At 60.9% G+C, this 17,950-nt stretch carries 15 protein-coding genes; 3 read left to right on the top strand and 12 right to left on the bottom strand.

Annotated features, from left to right (window positions below):
- Positions 1-19 precede the first annotated feature (19 nt).
- From AB4Z13_RS03505 to AB4Z13_RS03495, 3 genes are all read right to left on the bottom strand, one after another.
- Positions 20-949, bottom strand: a complete 930-nt coding sequence (locus tag AB4Z13_RS03505; RefSeq protein ID WP_439017204.1) for a glutaminase — start codon at positions 947-949, stop codon at positions 20-22.
- Positions 950-1,019: 70 nt separating this feature from the next.
- Positions 1,020-1,637, bottom strand: a complete 618-nt coding sequence (rpsD, locus tag AB4Z13_RS03500) for a 30S ribosomal protein S4 (RefSeq protein WP_113324725.1) — start codon at positions 1,635-1,637, stop codon at positions 1,020-1,022.
- A 197-nt stretch (positions 1,638-1,834) separates the two neighbouring features.
- Positions 1,835-2,365 carry a MarR family winged helix-turn-helix transcriptional regulator gene (locus tag AB4Z13_RS03495; protein ID WP_442205828.1) on the bottom strand — a complete coding sequence of 177 codons (531 nt, stop codon included), beginning with the start codon at positions 2,363-2,365 and terminating at the stop codon, positions 1,835-1,837.
- A 100-nt stretch (positions 2,366-2,465) separates the two neighbouring features.
- Between AB4Z13_RS03495 and AB4Z13_RS03490 the strand changes: the two genes are divergently transcribed.
- Positions 2,466-2,801 (top strand): cupin domain-containing protein, encoded by a 336-nt coding sequence (locus AB4Z13_RS03490; protein ID WP_113184648.1) that lies wholly within the window; start codon positions 2,466-2,468, stop codon positions 2,799-2,801.
- Between the two features lie 6 nt (positions 2,802-2,807).
- On the opposite strand, the gene AB4Z13_RS03485 is transcribed toward AB4Z13_RS03490, so the two are convergent.
- From AB4Z13_RS03485 to AB4Z13_RS03460, 6 genes are all read right to left on the bottom strand, one after another.
- Positions 2,808-4,322 carry a helicase HerA domain-containing protein gene (locus tag AB4Z13_RS03485; RefSeq protein ID WP_439015098.1) on the bottom strand — a complete coding sequence of 505 codons (1,515 nt, stop codon included), beginning with the start codon at positions 4,320-4,322 and terminating at the stop codon, positions 2,808-2,810.
- Positions 4,323-4,431: 109 nt separating this feature from the next.
- A complete protein-coding gene (locus tag AB4Z13_RS03480; protein WP_442205827.1) occupies positions 4,432-5,607 on the bottom strand; it encodes an MFS transporter in 1,176 nt (391 codons plus the stop codon).
- A 97-nt stretch (positions 5,608-5,704) separates the two neighbouring features.
- Positions 5,705-6,505, bottom strand: a complete 801-nt coding sequence (murI, locus tag AB4Z13_RS03475; protein WP_439015100.1) for a glutamate racemase — start codon at positions 6,503-6,505, stop codon at positions 5,705-5,707.
- Positions 6,486-7,316, bottom strand: coding sequence for an RNA methyltransferase (locus tag AB4Z13_RS03470; protein WP_439015101.1), 831 nt, complete (start codon positions 7,314-7,316; stop codon positions 6,486-6,488). The genes murI and AB4Z13_RS03470 overlap by 20 nt, the downstream gene beginning before the upstream one ends.
- A gap of 16 nt (positions 7,317-7,332) precedes the next feature.
- Positions 7,333-9,369 carry an FUSC family protein gene (locus tag AB4Z13_RS03465; RefSeq protein WP_439015102.1) on the bottom strand — a complete coding sequence of 679 codons (2,037 nt, stop codon included), beginning with the start codon at positions 9,367-9,369 and terminating at the stop codon, positions 7,333-7,335.
- A gap of 153 nt (positions 9,370-9,522) precedes the next feature.
- Positions 9,523-10,065, bottom strand: coding sequence for a hypothetical protein (locus tag AB4Z13_RS03460; protein WP_439015103.1), 543 nt, complete (start codon positions 10,063-10,065; stop codon positions 9,523-9,525).
- A 189-nt stretch (positions 10,066-10,254) separates the two neighbouring features.
- On the opposite strand from AB4Z13_RS03460, the gene AB4Z13_RS03455 reads away from it, so the two are divergent.
- On the top strand, positions 10,255-11,466 hold the full coding sequence (locus tag AB4Z13_RS03455; protein WP_439015104.1) for an NADP-dependent isocitrate dehydrogenase: 1,212 nt from the start codon (positions 10,255-10,257) through the stop codon (positions 11,464-11,466).
- A gap of 548 nt (positions 11,467-12,014) precedes the next feature.
- Positions 12,015-12,644: a glutathione S-transferase family protein gene (locus AB4Z13_RS03450; protein WP_113322769.1), complete on the top strand. Its 630-nt coding sequence runs from the start codon at positions 12,015-12,017 to the stop codon at positions 12,642-12,644.
- 124 nt (positions 12,645-12,768) lie between these two features.
- Here AB4Z13_RS03450 and AB4Z13_RS03445 read toward each other — a convergent pair whose 3' ends face one another.
- The 3 genes from AB4Z13_RS03445 to recA all read right to left on the bottom strand — a co-directional run bounded on the left by AB4Z13_RS03445 (position 12,769) and on the right by recA (position 17,765).
- Positions 12,769-13,620, bottom strand: coding sequence for an AraC family transcriptional regulator (locus tag AB4Z13_RS03445; protein WP_442205826.1), 852 nt, complete (start codon positions 13,618-13,620; stop codon positions 12,769-12,771).
- 245 nt (positions 13,621-13,865) lie between these two features.
- Positions 13,866-16,520: an alanine--tRNA ligase gene (gene alaS, locus AB4Z13_RS03440; protein WP_113322766.1), complete on the bottom strand. Its 2,655-nt coding sequence runs from the start codon at positions 16,518-16,520 to the stop codon at positions 13,866-13,868.
- A 153-nt stretch (positions 16,521-16,673) separates the two neighbouring features.
- Positions 16,674-17,765, bottom strand: coding sequence for a recombinase RecA (gene recA / locus AB4Z13_RS03435; protein ID WP_113322764.1), 1,092 nt, complete (start codon positions 17,763-17,765; stop codon positions 16,674-16,676).
- Positions 17,766-17,950: the final 185 nt, after the last annotated feature.

The following is a 17,950-nucleotide window of genomic DNA, read 5'->3' as shown; positions in this document are numbered from 1 at the left end:
GCCGCAGGCCAACCCAGCCTCAATCGCCGAAAACCGACCAGCCGGTGCGGGCTGCCAGCATTTCCAGCGCCACGGCACCAAGCTGCGAATTGCCGACCTTGTTCAGCCCCGGCGACCACACTGCAATCGAGGCGATGCCCGGCGCCACGGCAAAGATGCCGCCGCCGACGCCGCTCTTGCCCGGCAGGCCGACATGATAGGCGAAATCTCCTGAGCCATCATAGTGGCCGCAGGTCAGCATCAGCGCATTGATGCGTCGCGCCCGCTTCGGCGACACCACCGAATGGCCGGTCAGCGGATTGCTGCCGCGCGCAGCCAGGAACAGACCGGCACGGGCCAGCTGCTCGCAGGTCATCGAAAGCGCGCACTGGTGGAAATAGACGCCGAGCACATGATCGACCGGATGGTCGAGATTGCGGTAGGAGCGCATGAAGTTGGCGAGCGCGAAATTGCGATAGCCGGTCGCCGTTTCCGAACGCGCCACCTTATCGTCGATGGTGATGGATTCATCGTCGGCGAGGTAACGTACGAAGCGCAGCAACTCGCCGATCGCCTCACGCGGCGCATGGCCGGCCATGACGACATCACTGACGGCGATCGCGCCGGCATTGATGAAGGGATTGCGCGGGATGCCATGCTCATGCTCGAGCTGGACGATGGAATTGAAGGCCGAGCCCGAGGGTTCGCGGCCGACCCGCTTCCACAGCCCCTCGCCCACCTTGCCGAGCGCCAGCGTCAACATGAAGACCTTGGAAATGCTCTGGATGGAGAAGGCGACCTCGGCATCGCCGACGCTGTAGACCTTGCCGTCGACGGTAATGATCGACATGCCGAACTGGTTCGGATCGATCTTGGCAAGTTCGGGAATGTAATCCGCGACCTTGCCCTCGCCGATGCGGGGCCTCAGCTCCTTGTAGATGCTGTCGAGGACTGCCTGCAAATCCATGATGGCTTCTCTCCAGAGAACAAAAAAGCCGCCTTGGAGGGCGGCTTTTCTGTATGCGAAAACGCCTCGCGTGTTAACGCGAATAGAATTCGACGACCAGATGCGGTTCCATGACAACCGGGTACGGAACGTCGGCAAGCGTCGGAACGCGTGCGAAAGTGGCAACCATCTTGTTATGGTCGACTTCGACGTAATCAGGAACGTCACGCTCTGCGAGCGAAACCGATTCCAGAACCGTAACGAGCTGCTTGGAACGTTCACGAACTTCGATGACGTCGCCGGCCTTGCAACGGTAAGAACCGATGTTGACGCGCACGCCGTTGACCGTAACGTGGCCATGGTTGACGAACTGACGGGCAGCAAAGACCGTCGGAACGAACTTGGCGCGGTAGACGATCGCGTCGAGACGGGACTCCAGAAGACCGATCAGGTTTTCCGAGGTATCGCCCTTGCGGCGGTCAGCTTCAGCGAAGATCGCGCGGAACTGCTTCTCGCGCAGGTCACCGTAGTAACCCTTCAGCTTCTGCTTGGCGCGCAGCTGCACACCGAAGTCGGAAAGCTTGCCCTTGCGGCGCTGGCCGTGCTGGCCCGGGCCGTATTCGCGGCGGTTCACCGGGGACTTAGGACGGCCCCAGATGTTTTCGCCCATACGGCGGTCGATCTTGTACTTAGACGATTCGCGCTTGCTCATCGTATTTCCTTTCAAAAAGTTAGGACGGTTTGTTGCCAAACCGCGCGAAGGAAACACGCCCTCCTTTGATCTCGTTTCCGAGACCCGACAGGATCTTTCCATTCGCGAACGGAAAAGATCCACGGGACATGTCAAATGAAACACCGGACATTGCTGCCCGGTGCTGGGGCGGTCTTTAGGGATAAGTCACAGGATTGTCAAACAGAATCTGCCGCAGCAAGCCCGTTCTCGCCCGCCCGTTCCAGCGAACCGGCAAGTTTGCGCAAGAGCCCGGCCAGCGCCCGACGCTCGTCCTCGTCCAGCCCTTCGAGATGGCCGAGTTCCCGCTTCATGTCTTCTCGGAAGGCGGCTTCGGCACGGCGGATGCCATCTTCCGTCAGCGCCACCTCGAAGCTGCGCTTGTCCCCGGCAGAGCGCTCGCGCCGGATGAGCCCGGATTTCTCCAGCCTGTCCAGCCGGTGCGTCAGCCCGCCCGAGGAGATCATCAGAAGACTGTAGAGCTCCGTCGGGATCATTCTGTATGGCAGCCCAGCGCGCCGAATCGTCGCTATCACGTCAAACTCCCCGCGATCGAGATCGAATTCCGAGAATGTCGCCTCGATGGATGGCCGCACCAGATTAGAGATCCGGTAGATGCGTCCGAGAATGCTCATCGGCGTCGTATCGAGATCGGGCAGCTCTTCCGCCCAGAGAGCGCGCAGCCGGTCGACATGGTCTCGCTTTTCCATGGTCACTCCAAAACTATCTTGACGAGAAGATAAATTGAGAAGATTATCTTCTCGTGAAGATAAATATAGCGAACCTGCAGCGTGATCCAAGGAGAAAATCATGTTCCATGTCATACCGCGTGAAAGCCAGCAGCAGTTCGCCAATCGCACCATCCGTTTCGAGGGCGGCGATTACGGCGCGCCGGTCTCGATCTTCCTGATCGACAACGAGCCTGGCCAGGGGCCGGACCTGCATGTTCACCCCTATACGGAAATGTGGATCGTCCGCTCCGGCAAGGCGCGCTTTACCGTGGGCGAAGAGACGCTGGAGCCCAACGTCGGCGATATCGTCATCGTCAATGCCGAGACGCCACACTGCTTCAAGAATGTCGGAACAACGCGGTTGGAGCTCACCTGCATCCATGCCAGCCCCGAAATCATTCAGAGCTGGGTGTGACGCGGTTTATTCGGCCGCGCTTTTCAGAAAGTCGCTATCAGGCGCATCGGCCGAGCCCGGTGCTGTCTCTGCCTGCAGGTCCGGAAAGGCAACGATGCGCTTGCCACTGAAATCCGTGTGCACGACGATGAGCCCCTGCTCCTCGAAATAACCGAGCAGCCGGCGCGCGCGCCTTGCCGAATGCGTGCCGTAAGCACGGGCGATACGAGCGTCCGAAGGGCAAGCCTCGCCGCCGATCGCAGCCTTCGCCATCATCAGGAAGACGCCCTGCAGATCGTCGGTGACGCCGTTCGACAGCGAAAGTGCCGTCGCCCACGCTTCGCCTGCCGCCATTTCGGGATCGACGCCAGAGCGCGAAACCGCAACGCGCCGTCGGAATTCCGGCAGCGACATCGGCGGACCGGGAACCCGGCGCATGCGCAGCCGCACCAGGAATTCCTGATAGAGTACCGCATCGGTCCGGAAGCCGGAGCCCGGATCGTCGAGGATTTCGGCGAGCACGCCGGCAAGCCGTTCCTCACGCTCTTCTGTCGAGATTTCCGGCTGGGCCACACGCGGTTCCGAAGCCTGCAAGGGGGCAGCCGATGGCGTCGAACGCGACAGCTCAGCCAGAATATCTGTGGTCGGGCGTGGTGCTGGCGGCGTACGCCGTACCATCGGCCGCTGGAATTCTTCCGGGTCGGGCGTGAAGATCAGGTCTTCCACGTCCTGCGGCGCATCCGGCAGCGGCATCAGTTTCGGGCTGGAAGAGCGCGCCGAGGTCTCGACATTGCCGATCTGGATCGGCAGCGGGCGGCGCGACAAGGCCGGGCCGAGCGCCACGAAATGACCGCGCTTGAGATCTCGGAACATTTCCGCCTGGCGGCGGTCCATGCCGAGCAGGTCTGCGGCGCGCGCCATGTCGATATCGAGGAAGGTGCGGCCCATCAGGAAGTTCGAGGCTTCGGCCGCGACGTTCTTGGCAAGCTTGGCAAGACGCTGCGTGGCGATGACGCCCGCAAGCCCGCGTTTACGTCCGCGGCACATCAGGTTGGTCATGGCGCCAAGCGAGGCCTTGCGCGCATCTTCCGACACGTCGCCGCCGACAGAGGGCGCAAACATCTGCGCTTCGTCGACCACGACGAGAACAGGATACCAATATTCGCGATCGGCATCGAACATGCCGTTGAGGAAGGCGGCAGCGGCCCGCATCTGCTGCTCGATATCGAGCCCTTCCAGCGTGAGAACGCAGGATACACGGTGCTGGCGGATACGGTTGGCAATGCCGGCAAGCTCGGCCTCGGTGCGCTCGCCATCGACGACGACATGGCCGTACCGGTCGGAGAGCGTGACGAAATCACCTTCGGGATCGATGATGACCTGCTGCACCCATTGGGCGGATTGTTCCAGCAGACGGCGGAGGAGATGCGATTTTCCGGAGCCGGAGTTGCCCTGAACGAGCAGACGTGTCGCCAGCAGCTCCTCGATATCGAGCGTCGCCGGAGCGCCGGACGCCAGTCCCATATCGATGCCAACCTGCACGTCCAATTCCCCTTACAAATTCCCGGCCCGTCTCTAGCAGATTCGCAGGCACTGTTGTCGTCAAACCGTCAAGAACCCACAGGGAAAGTCAGCCCTGGAAAATAGGTTTTTACACCGCCTCGCGCTCGACGAGGCCGCCCGCCATCTCCTTCTGCGTCGGGATCAGCAAACGGGTGCAGAGCAGGCTGACGAAAAGCGGTACCAGCAAGACCGCAAGCCCCACACGCAAGCCCAGGAGTTCGCCGAGAAAGCCGATAATCGGCGGCCCGATGAGAAAGCCGCTCAGGGCTGCGAAGGAAAGTGTCGCAACGCTTGACGCAGGCGGGCGATCGGTCAGCGAGGCGACGGCCGTCACCGCGAGCGGAAATCCGACCGAAACGCCGACACCGACTGCGGCAAAGCCGATGAGGGCAAGCGGCGTCGCTGGCGCAAAGAGAACGACGAGCATGCCGGCAAGCGAGGCGATGCCGCAGCCGCGGGCAATGGCAACCGCGCCGAAACGGCCTTTCATGTAATCACCGCTGAAACGCCCTGCCGCAACCATGAAAGCGAAAACCGAATATCCAAGGCCGGTTTGCGCGCCCTCGGCATTCATGACATCGCGCAGGTAGACCGCAGACCAATCGGCGATCGCACCTTCGGTCATCGTCACGCCGAAGACGAAGGCGCAGATCCCGAGCAGGGCAAGACTGGGCGGCTTGAAGCCGGTCTTTACCTGCGAATTCTCCTCGTGGTGACTTTCCGGCAATTTCGGCAGGCGCAGGCTGGCAATCAGCCCGGCCGGCAGGATGACGATCGCCGTGATCAGGATCGACCAGTGCGGTGAAAGCCCGATGGCTATGGCGCCAACGCCGATCAGGCTGCCGACCATGATGCCGAGGCTCCAGAAGCCATGGCAGCGACTCATGATGATCAGCCCTGTCGCCTTCTCCGTCACATCGGCCTCGACATTCATGCCAAGTTCCACCGTCGAGAGCGCGACCCCGACGATCATCAAGGCAAAGAATAGAAGCATGGCGCTGGGCGCGAAGGCTGGCAGTGAAACCACGGCAAGAAAGAAGATGAAACCATAGATGATCGCCATGCGCCCGCCGATGCGCGAGACGAGGCGGCCGGCAAACGGCAGGGTGATCAGCGTGCCGATCGGCAATCCCAGAAGGGCAACGGCGAGATCGGCGGTGCCGAGTTCAAGCTTCGCCTGGATATCGGGAATCCGCGGCAACCAGGCGCCAAAGGCTATCGGTTGCAGAAAGAAGATCAGCATGACAAGTCTTTGCAGCGGCACGGCGCATCCCTTTACATCTTGAGCGCCAAACCCGCTCGCGATTCCCCGCGGAGATCTTGCGCGATGAGACAGGTGAAATAAAGCGCGTAGTGCCTTCTCAGGCGCTGAGCCCGAAACCCTGCATCAGCCGCCGGGTGGCAAAATCGGGATTGCCTGATGTAAAGACGGCAAAGTCGAAATTATCGGGGTGAACGGCGTCCGCCACCTGCGGTACCAGCGTGCGGGCGCGCCGCGCAATGGCTTCCGCAGGGTCCAGCCAGTCCACCGGCCAAGGCGCCAGCCTGCGGAATAGATTGGCCATGAACGGATAATGCGTGCAGGCAAGCACCACGATATCTGTCTTGCGGCCGTCCTTATCGACGAAGCATTGCTCGATCTCGGCCGTCACTGCCTCATCGGAAACGGCATCACCCCGGATATAGGCCTCCGCCATGCGCGCCAGATTTTCCGAGCCGACCAGCCGCACATGGCATTGTTGCGCAAAGGACTGGATGAGGTCGCGCGTATAGGCGCGCTTCACTGTGCCGGGGGTCGCAAGCACCGAGACGAGGCCGGAGCGCGTGCGCTCGGCCGCAGGCTTGATCGCCGGCACTGTGCCGACGAAGGTCATCTGCGGAAAGGCGGCGCGCAGATCCGCACCGACCAGCGTGAAGGCCGTGTTGCAGGCGATGATGCAGACTTCCGGATCGTAGTCTTCGAGCAGCTTGGCGAAGAGGCTGATGATGCGCTCCTTCAGCGCCTGCTCTTCCCAGCCGCCATAGGGAAAGCCGGCATCGTCGGCGATATAGATGAAGCCGCGCTCCGGCATCAGCACGCGCGCCTCGCGCAGCACGGTCAGCCCGCCTATGCCGGAATCGAAGACGAGGACGGGTTTCAGCTCATTCGTCGGCGCTGTCATCGGTCGGGGCACCCTTGGCGGATCGAGTGGAACCGCCCTTGCGCGGACTGTCGCGCGAAAAACGGTCGAGGGAGGAGATGACGCCGCGCAGCACGCTGATTTCCTGTTCCGTGAATGCCCGGCGGGAGAGGACTGCGCGCAGGTTGTCGACCATTTTCGGCTTTTTCGAGGGCGGATGGAAATAGTTGCGGGAATCGAGCGCCTCTTCCAACTGGTCGAACAGGCCGAAGAGCTGCTCCTTGGTGGAGGGCCGTTGTTCAAGCGCCTGGAACGGCACCGCCTCCAGATCCTCCATGCCCGATTTCATCCATTCATAGGACATCAAGAGCACCGCCTGGGCGATGTTGAGCGAGGCGAAAGCCGGATTGACCGGAAAGGTGACGATCTCGTCGGCAAGCGCGACTTCCTCGTTGGTCAGCCCCCAGCGCTCGCGGCCGAACAGGATGCCTGTCGCCTCGCCTGCCTGGAACCGGCTGCGCAGGTTTCCGGCGGCAAAGACAGGGGAGCGCACCGGCTTGTAATTGTCGCGGCTGCGTGCCGTCGTCGCATAGACGAAGTTGAGATCGGCAATCGCCTCTTCCAGCGTGGGGAAGACCTTCGTGCCCTCGATCACGTGATCGGCCTTGGAGGCTGCGGCCTGCGCCTTCTCGTTCGGCCAGCCGTCGCGCGGATTGACGAGGCGCAGATCGGCCAGGCCGAAATTCGCCATGGCGCGCGCCACCATGCCGATATTCTCGCCCATCTGTGGCTCGACCAGAATGATGACCGGCCCTTCGGCCAGAAGTTGACGCTCGCTGTTGGTGCCCGCCATGTGCCTATATGTCTTCCTATTCCTGATTTACGGGCGCAATAGCTTTGCCGGCTGCAAACGGCAAGTCCTGCGTCTCCGTTGGGTAGAGCCGCTCCAGCGTCGAGCCGATCATTTCCACCGCCAGGCGAGCGCCCTCCCGCCAGAGCGGCAGGTGCCGGCCGGTCGGCCGCATCTGCTTTCGGGTGATGAGAAAACACTCTGAGCCGCGCGGCGCAACCGCGTCCAGCATGCTGATATCGGCAGCGATCCTGCGTTTCAGATCGTCATCGACGGCATCGACCGTGTGGTTTCGTGCCAGAATGCGCGACCAGTACGTGACCGACAGGAAGATTGCCAGTGTCTGGCGGATCTGTCCCGGCTTGGTGACAATGGACCAGGTAGAGCCGAGCGGGCGTGCGGCGAGCGTTATGTCGCGGTAGCAGGCATCGACCTTCTGCGAGATGACGATGAGTTCAGGCTGGCTCTTCTTGTCCGATACGGCCGATAGCAGCTCCTTCAGGGCCTCGAACCACTTGGCGACCGCCGTATCGAGCGCACCGCGCGTGCGCGCCGGCAGGACGAGGAAGGCGACCAGCGTTCCCGCAACCGCACCGATGACGGTTTCCTCAAGTCGCAGCTTCAGGAGATCGAAGGTCAGGACACCCATCATGCCATAGACCAGGCAAAGCACGATCGAGATGAAGAAGGTCATCGTCGCATAGGAAATCTGCAGGAAGTAGAAAGCAAGGAAAACGCAGGCGACCGAAACCAATAGCGCAATCGCCAAATGATGGGTCAGCAATGTCGCGAGCACCAGGCCGAAGGCAATTCCGAGCAAGGTACCGATCGATCGCTGCAGCGCCTTGATGGCAGTGTCACCGCGCGAATTGGTGTTGGTGAAAACAAGGAAGGAGGCGAGCACCGCCCAGAACCAGCGCTCGCGCGACAAGGCGAGCCCGAGCGTCATGGCAATCGCCGCCGCCAGCGTGATCTGCAGGGCCGAGCGCATCAGCGGGTTTCTGAACGAAAAATCGATGGTGGCAGGTGCGCTGGACTCTTCAATCGAGGCGATCTCGGCGAAATCCGACCTGCGTCCGGCATCGATCGTTTCTGCGAGCTGCCTGCGCGCAGCTGCGAGCCAGAGGAGCGCACGTGCCGTCTCTCCCTGCGGCTGGCCCTCCATGTCGGCGACCGCCTTCTCCTCAGCCGAAAGCACCGCCTTGTCATCTTCGATCACGGCATGGACGAGTGCAAAGGGCGGCGCACTCTGATAGCTCAGCACGATGGCGCTTTCCGTCGCCAGATGCGCATCGAACAGCCGGATCGCCAGTTCCGCGGCCGGTGCGGAAGCGCCATCGAAGACGCCGCCCGGCGGACGCGGAATGAAGCTCTCGGCCATCAGCACCACTTCCTTCAGCCGGTCTTCCAGCTGGCGCAGTTCCTGCCGGTCGGCCTCATCGACCTTTCCATCTGCTGCAAGGGCGGCAAGCTTGAAGAGGATCTGGTTGATGCGGCCCCGCACGCTCTCCAGTGAGCGCAGCAGGTCGCGCCGCCAATTGTCGGGCAAAAGCACCGCCCTCACCCAATGGCTGACAAGCGCCGAGACAACAGGGCCGATCAAGACGACAGGCAATTCCCCGATCGTCGGGTGGAAGTAGGAACCCAGGAAATAGGAGGTGAAGGCGAACATGCCGATAGCAAAGCCACGCGGGCCATAAATGCGCGCAGATGAGGCCAGGAAGATCACCACGAGGAAGATGAAGTCCGAAAGGTAGCGCTGTGATTCAAGCGCGGCTGCGATGCCGACGACGACGAGGCTTGCAAGACAGCCGAGCAGCCTTGTGATGAGCTGGCGCGTCGAGCCCTTATCGCGCACCGCGACCCCGCCTTCGATCGACAGAACGATTCCGAGACCATAGGACGCGATCGGCAGCGGCACGATGAGCATGTGGATCAAAAGCAAGATTGCGAAGGAGAGCACGATCGACAGCGTGACGCGCGTGCCCATGCGCAGGCGCGAAAGCGCCGGGTCATTGGCAAGCAGCCAGTCTCGGAACTCAAAGCCGGAAATCACCCTTGCCAGTCCTCATGCGCGCCGGATGTGGCGAACCCGAGAGCGAGATACCGCCGCCCCAGCAAAAATCAAATCACACCAACATGATGATTGCCAAGTGTCATCAGCCACCCTGGCGTTCGCCGGAGTCGCCAATCGGTGACCTCATCAGGGTCATTCGCCGTTGGCGATTTGCACCATGGCTTCCTTGAGCGAGATCGGCCCCTGCCCCTCTTCGCCCTGGATCATGATATCGTCGATGACGGGTTTGCCCGCTTCCTCGATCACCTCGAAACGCACGGTCGTGAAGGCGTCTCTGTTGGGTGTGCCTTCCATGCAGGTCGCAGCCTTGAACTTCACCGTCACCTCGGTCGTGCCATTTGTCGGCTGGCCGCTTTCGATGGAGAGGTCCTGCAGCGGGCAGGCATCCTGACCGTTGACGATTACGTCATAGTCGAAGGGCGAAATGCCATCCTCGTCGGCCGCCGGATTCTTGGCGGCGTCCTTGTATTTGTCGCCGAAGTCCTTGCTGTACATCCGCGCGAGCCTGCTTTCTTCGAAAATATCGATCCAGTCACTGACATCGCTCGCCCAGTTCTTCTTCGTGTCGTCAATGATTTCCTTGACCGGCGCGGTCGCGTCGGCCGCAAGCGAAACGCCCGTCAGGACGGACGAGGCGGCAATGAGGCCGGCGAAGAGAACGGCGATCTTTTTCATGGCAAAATGTCCGGGACTCGGGAGCTTATGTGGCGGAGGTTAGCCATTTTCCCGCTCTTGGCAATGGCGGCAAAAACGTCACGTCCCTGCCCGTTCTGCTTTGCGTTCCCGGCTCACAATGCTATAGCGCTCCGGACCCACATCACCCACCCGGGGCATAGTCCCTTCCTAAGCTTACGAGGCAGATACATGAAGAAGATCAAGGTCGCCAATCCCGTCGCCGATCTCGACGGCGATGAAATGACTCGCATCATTTGGCAGCTCATCAAGGACAAGCTGATCCATCCGTATCTCGACCTCGACATCGACTATTTCGACCTTTCGGTTGAAAACCGCGACGCCACCAACGACCAGGTAACGGTCGATGCCGCCAACGCGATCAAGAAGTACGGCGTCGGCATCAAGTGCGCGACCATCACCCCGGACGAAGCCCGCGTGAAGGAATTCAACCTCAAGGAAATGTGGAAGAGCCCGAACGGCACGATCCGCAACATCCTCGGCGGCGTCATCTTCCGCGAGCCGATCATCTGCCGCAACGTTCCCCGCCTCGTTCCGGGCTGGACGAAGCCGATCGTCGTCGGCCGTCACGCTTTCGGCGACCAGTACCGCGCAACCGATTTCAAGTTCCCCGGCAAGGGCAAGCTGACGATCAAGTTCGTCGGCGAAGATGGCACCGTCATCGAGAAGGAAGTCTTCAACGCGCCGGGCGCCGGCGTTGCCATGGCCATGTACAACCTCGATGAATCGATCCGCGAATTCGCCCGCGCCTCGATGATGTACGGCCTGATGCGCAAGTGGCCGGTCTACCTGTCGACCAAGAACACCATCCTCAAGGCCTATGACGGCCGCTTCAAGGACATCTTCGAAGAAGTCTTCGAGACCGAATTCAAGGATCAGTTCAAGGAAGCCGGCATCACCTACGAACACCGCCTGATCGACGACATGGTCGCTTCCGCTCTCAAGTGGTCCGGCGGCTACGTCTGGGCCTGCAAGAACTACGACGGCGACGTCCAGTCCGACACGGTTGCCCAGGGCTTCGGCTCGCTCGGCCTGATGACCTCCGTTCTCTTGACGCCCGATGGTAAGACGGTTGAAGCCGAAGCCGCGCACGGCACGGTTACCCGCCACTACCGCCAGCACCAGAAGGGCCAGGAAACCTCGACGAACTCGATCGCTTCGATCTTCGCCTGGACCCGTGGTCTCGCGCACCGCGCCAAGCTCGACGACAATGCCGAACTCGCCAAGTTCGCTGCAACGCTCGAAAAGGTCTGCGTCGACACCGTCGAAGCCGGCTTCATGACCAAGGACCTGGCGCTGCTCATCGGCCCCGATCAGCCGTGGCTCTCCACCACCGCTTTCCTCGACAAGATCGACCAGAACCTGCAGGCCGCAATGGCCTGAGCCCTGCTCGGATAGAAATCGAAAAACCCGGCCTTTGTGCCGGGTTTTTTGTTGTCAGGCGAAATTGCTTTCCGTCTCTAAATTAGCAGTTACTTTAAAAAGTAAGCTTCGCGTAAGTTGCAAGGCCTATTCAGCTACTCGCTACAGCATCGGCCCGAAAATCGGAATCGATTTTCGGAAAGCCTGATGCGTAGATTCAAAAAACTAGAGCGTCCTTAGTGCGTCCAAATGGACGCACGGCGCTCTAAGCATGGAGGTTCTGATGGCCAAGAAGAGTTTTGTCCCCGAATTTCTGCAGCTTGTAAGGCTCCTCGCGCGACGCGAGGGCCAGGATATGATTGTTTTTTATCTTGATCTTGCTTTGCTTGAGACCCAGACCCAGCACTACAATCAGCGCTGGCGGTGCCCTCCCGGCCGGACTGCTGGAGTTGACGCGCCGCCGGCGACAGAGGTCATCCCTCGCGCGGCCGTGAAGACGCCCCCTTCTCCGAGGGTTGAAATCTCCCGCGCCAGCGCTACGAAAAGAGCATGGGAAAGAGGAGAGCAGGATGACCGAGGAAATCACCTTCTACACGAACCCGATGTCGCGCGGCCGGATAGCGCGGTGGATGCTGGAAGAAACCGGCGTGCCATATCATACCGAAATCCTGACATTCGGCGGGACGATGAAGGGCCCGGACTATCTGTCCGTCAACCCGATGGGCAAGGTGCCGGCGATCCGTCATGGGAAGACGATCGTGACGGAATGCGCGGCAATCTGTGCGTATCTTGCGGACACGTTTCCGCAGGCAAGGCTCGGCCCGCAGCCCGATGAGCGGGCCGATTACTACCGCTGGATGTTCTTCGCCGCCGGGCCGCTGGAAGCTTCCGTCACGCTGAAGGCGCTCGGCTTCGAGATCCCGCAGGAGCGGCTGCGCATGGCCGGCTGCGGCTCCTTCGGTGACGTCATGGGCACGCTGGAGAAGGCGGTTTCGGCCGCCTCCCCCTATATTGCCGGAAGCCGCTTCACGGCGGCTGACGTCTATGTCGGCTCGCATATCGGCTGGGGTCTCGCTTTCGGCAGTATCGAAAAGCGCCAGGCTTTCGTCGATTATTTTGGCCGCCTCGCCGAACGCGATGCCTACAAGCGGGCAACGGCGCTGGACGACGAAGCGGCGAAAGCCATGCAGGCGGCCTGAAAGCAATTCCAGCAAAAGTGCGTAGCGGTTTTGCGTCCGGAATTGCGTAAGAACAAAAAAAGAACAATTCCAGCAAAAGTGTACAGCGGTTTTGCGTGCGGAATTGCGTAAAGAAAAGAGCTGATCAGGCTAGAGGCATGTAGATATCCGTCCGCAGCTCGGTCGGCGCGACCTCGCGCGGATTGTTGAGATATTCCTCGAACATGAGGCGATCCCGGATCTGCCGGCCGGATGCCGGCAGCCACTGGGCGTAGAGCCATTGGTAGGCCTTGTACATATCGGCATAAGGCCCCTTGTGATGCAGCACGGCATAGTCGCCGCCCTCCACCACGCGCCGCTCCAGCGGTGCGTTGGCGGTCGTCTCTTCGCCGACCGCGACACAGGCGACGGAGCGCAACTTCTCGGGCTGCACGAGATCGGGATCGTCGAGATAGACGCCGATCATTCGCATATCGGGTTTTGCCAGCCCGCGGGCATAGAGCGTACCGAACAGCGTCTCGAAGGCCTTGCCGATCTCCATATAGGAGCCGGTATGGGGAACGCCGACCAATTCGAGCGGCGGGATGGTTTTCAGGCTTACGTCAAACATGGCTTTCGCCTTTCCGGAGATTAAGGGTTCGAACTGCGTGTGGCTTCCCTCTTTCCGGTAGCGTGCCGGCGGCATTCCATAGACCGATTTGAATATGCGGTTGAAGGACTGGAGATTGGGATAGCCTGATCGCTTCGCAATCTCGGCGACCGCCAGTTCCGTGCGGACGATATCGCCCGCCGCGCGATGCAGCCGCAGCCGCTTGACGGTTGCCGCCAGCGTCTCGCCGTAAATCGCCCGATAGATCCGGTGCCAGTGATAGCTCGACAGGCAGGCGATTTCGGCCAGCCGCTCCATATCCAGATCCTCGTCCAGATGATCGTGGATATAGGCCGAGACCCGTCTCAGACGGTTCTCGTAGAGCGCCCATGCCGTTTCACCCACCATGTCAAACCTCGTGCTATTCGATCGGCTGCAGCAAACCATAGCCTGATTTGACAAATCCTGCTGACTTGCCGGGAAACGCAAGCGGCCTGCTCTTTCGTCATCCTCGGGCTTGTCCCGAGGATCTACAGCGGATCACAGCAGATCCTCGGGACAAGCCCGAGGATGACGTTGAGTTAAAGGCGGCGTTCGCCCAAAACAAAAGGCGGGAACATGTCCCGCCTTTGCATTCAATCCATGTCAGAAATTCAGCCTGCCAGCGCAGCTGCAACAGCCTCAAGCGCCTCGTCAGCCTTGGCTCCATCAGGGCCGCCGGCCTGCGCCATATCAGGACGACCGCCGCCACCCTTGCCGCCGAGCGCTGCGGAGGCAACGCGCACCAGATCGACGGCACTGAAACGATCCACGAGATCGGGCGTCACGGCGACGACAGCACTTGCCTTGCCATCTTCGGACACGCCGATCAGCGTCACCACGCCGGAGCCGATGCTGGCTTTGCCGTCATCGGCAAGCCCCTTGAGATCCTTCGGATCAACGCCGGCCACGGCCTTGCCGAGGAACTTGACGCCGGCGACGTCGCGCACAGCATCGGCAGAGCCGCCCTGCCCGCCGCCCATGGCGAGCTTGCGCTTGGCATCGGCCAGTTCCTTTTCGAGCTTGCGGCGCTCGTCCATCAGTGCCTCGACGCGCGACAGCACTTCCGACGGCTGCACCTTCAGCGAGGCGGCAAGCGTCTTCACGCGATCGTCCTGTTCGGCGAGATATTCGCGCGCCGATTCACCGGTCACCGCTTCGATACGGCGAACGCCGGCGCCGACGGCGCTTTCGCCGAGGATGCGCACGAGCCCGATCTGGCCGGTCGCCGACACATGCGTGCCGCCACAGAGCTCGACCGAATAGGGCCTGTTGGCCTTGGCACCATGCAGACCCGTACCCATCGAAACAACACGCACTTCATCGCCATACTTCTCGCCGAACAGCGCCATGGCGCCTTCCGCGATGGCATCATCGACGCTCATCAAGCGGGTCGTCACGGGCGCATTCTGCAGAATGATCTCGTTTGCCATTTCTTCGACGACCTTGAGTTCTTCCGCCGTCATCGGCTTCGGATGCGAGACGTCGAAACGCAGGCGCTCGGGAGCGACCAGCGAACCCTTCTGGGCGACGTGGGTGCCGAGCACTTCACGCAGCGCCTCATGCAGAAGATGAGTTGCCGAGTGGTTGGCGCGCAGGCGCGAGCGACGTGCATGATCGACCGTCAGCACGACCGCATCACCGGCCTTGATCACACCTTCAATGACCGTACCCAGATGCACGAACAGGCCTTCACCCCTCTTCTGCGTATCCGAAATCTCGATCTTGCCGTGGTCGGACGAGATCACGCCCGTATCGCCCATCTGGCCGCCGGACTCGCCGTAGAATGGCGTCTGGTTGACGACGACCTGCACCTTGTCGCCGGCCTTGGCTTCGTCGGCAACGGCGCTGTCCTTGACGATCGCCTGGACGACGCCTTCAGCCGTTTCGGTGTCGTAACCGAGGAATTCGGTCGCGCCGTGTTTTTCCTTTAGCTCGAACCAGACGGTTTCCGTGGCCTTCTCACCGGAGCCGGCCCAGTGCGAACGTGCCTCGGCCTTCTGGCGCTCCATGGCATCGGTGAAGCCGGAGATATCGACGCCGATTTCGCGGGCGCGCAGCGCATCCTGCGTCAGGTCGAGCGGGAATCCGTAGGTGTCGTAGAGCTTGAAGGCGGTCTCGCCATCCAGCATGTCGCCCTTGGAAAGGTCGGTGGTCGCGTCTGACAGAAGTGACAGGCCACGCTCCAGCGTCTTGCGGAAGCGGTTTTCCTCGAGCTTCAGCGTTTCGGAGATCAACGCCTCGGCGCGCACCAGTTCCGGATAGGCGCGGCCCATCTCCTGCACCAGCGTCGGCAGCAGCTTGTACATCAGCGGTTCCTTGGCGCCGAGAAGCTGTGCGTGGCGCATGGCGCGGCGCATGATACGGCGCAGCACATAGCCGCGGCCTTCATTCGATGGCAGCACGCCATCGGCGATCAGGAAGGCCGAGGAGCGAAGATGGTCGGCGATGACGCGGTGGCTGGCGCTGCCCTCTGCCTTGGCACCCATCGTATCCTCGATGGTGCCGATCAGCGTGCGGAAGAGGTCGGTGTCGAACACGCTTTGCACACCCTGCAGAACGGCAGCCATGCGCTCCAGGCCCATGCCTGTATCAATCGACGGGCGCGGCAGCGGGTTGCGAACGCCGGGCTCGGTCTGCTCGAACTGCATGAAGACGAGGTTCCAGAATTCCAGGAACCGGTCGCCATCTTCTTCCGGCGAGCCGGGAGGGCCGCCCCAGACATTCTCGCCCTGGTCGATGAAGATTTCCGAGCACGGGCCGCAGGGGCCGGTATCGCCCATCTGCCAGAAATTGTCAGAGGTCGGGATACGAATGATCTTGTCGTCGGAAAAACCGGCGATCTTCTTCCACAGCGTCGCGGCTTCCTCGTCCTCGGAATAGACCGTCACCAGCAGGCGGTTCTTCGGAAGGTCGAAGCCTTCGGTGACCAGCTTCCAGGCAAACTCGATCGCATTCTCCTTGAAATAATCGCCGAAGGAGAAGTTGCCGAGCATCTCGAAGAAGGTCAGGTGGCGTGCAGTATAGCCGACATTGTCGAGATCGTTATGCTTGCCGCCGGCGCGTACGCACTTCTGCGAGGTCGTTGCCGTCGAATAGGGACGCTTTTCCAAGCCGGTAAAAACGTTCTTGAACTGCACCATGCCGGCATTGGTGAACATCAGCGTCGGGTCATTGCGCGGCACGAGCGGGCTCGATGGAACGACCTCATGGCCGTTCTTCTTGAAGTAGTCGAGGAAGGTCGACCGGATATCGTTTACACCGCTCATTTCATGCCCTTCGATGCTGCCAGCAGGCAGGTAAAATTAAATCCATCGGCTTTTATCGTTCGACCTTGCCACTGTCCAGCAAACAAACAAAACCGGCCGCATTCTCGTGAGAGAACGCGGCCGGTGCTGAATTGCCTCAGCGGTCAGGGCGAATTACATGTCGGCGGCATCACCTGCGTCGTCGCCGGCATCAGGGCCGCCGTTCTGCAGGAAGCGGTCGGCAATCAGGCCGGCGTTCTGGCGCAGCCCCGTCTCGATCTCGCGGGCGAGATCCGGATTGTCGCGCAGGAAAATCTTGGCGTTTTCGCGGCCCTGGCCGAGGCGCTGGCTGTTATAGGAGAACCAGGCGCCCGACTTCTCGACGATGCCGGCCTTGACGCCGAGGTCGATCAGTTCGCCGGTCTTGGAGACACCTTCGCCATACATGATGTCGAATTCGACCTGCTTGAAGGGAGGCGCCATCTTGTTCTTGACGACCTTGACGCGCGTCTGGTTGCCGATCACCTCTTCGCGCTCCTTGACCTGGCCGATGCGGCGGATGTCGAGGCGGACGGAGGCATAGAACTTGAGCGCGTTACCACCCGTCGTCGTTTCCGGTGAGCCGAACATGACGCCGATCTTCATGCGGATCTGGTTGATGAAGATTACCATGGTGTTCGACTTGGAGATCGAAGCCGTCAGCTTGCGCAGCGCCTGGCTCATCAGGCGGGCCTGCAGGCCCGGCAGGCTGTCGCCCATTTCGCCTTCGATTTCGGCGCGTGGCGTCAGCGCGGCGACCGAGTCGACGACGAGGACGTCAATGGCGCCGGAGCGCACCAGCGTATCGGTGATTTCAAGCGCTTGCTCGCCGGTGTCTGGCTGGGAGATCAGGAGGTTCTGCAGATCGACGCCGAGCTTGCGGGCATAGACAGGATCGAGAGCGTGTTCGGCGTCGACGAAGGCGCAGATGCCGCCCTTCTTCTGCGCTTCGGCAATGGTCTGCAGCGCGAGCGTCGTTTTACCAGAACTTTCCGGACCGTAGATTTCGATGATACGGCCCTTCGGCAGGCCGCCGATGCCGAGCGCGATATCGAGGCTGAGCGAACCCGTAGAAACCGTTTCGATCTCGACGATACTCTCGTTCGAGCCGAGTTTCATGATCGAGCCCTTGCCGAACGACCGCTCGATCTGTGAGAGTGCCGCTTCGAGCGCCTTGCTTTTGTCCACCGATTTGTCCTCTACGAGCCGCAATGAATTCTGAGACATTCGATCCACCTTTAGGTTATTGACGCTGCTCAAGCAATGTCGCCGCTGATGCGAAGTTTGTACCTGATTTGTTCTTATTTCGCAATAGGGTTGCAAATAATTGAAAGAAAAAGGTAAAACGGCCTGTGTTCTATTTTTGTTTTATCGATGCAAAGCAACGCCTTAGTGCGCCGCCTGCGCTGAAC

The sequence above is a fragment of the Rhizobium sp. YAF28 genome (genome assembly GCF_052113285.1).
GTDB lineage: Bacteria > Pseudomonadota > Alphaproteobacteria > Rhizobiales > Rhizobiaceae > Rhizobium.
The sequence above is the reverse complement of the archived record's forward strand: the minus strand, read 5'-3'. Positions and strand labels throughout refer to the sequence as shown.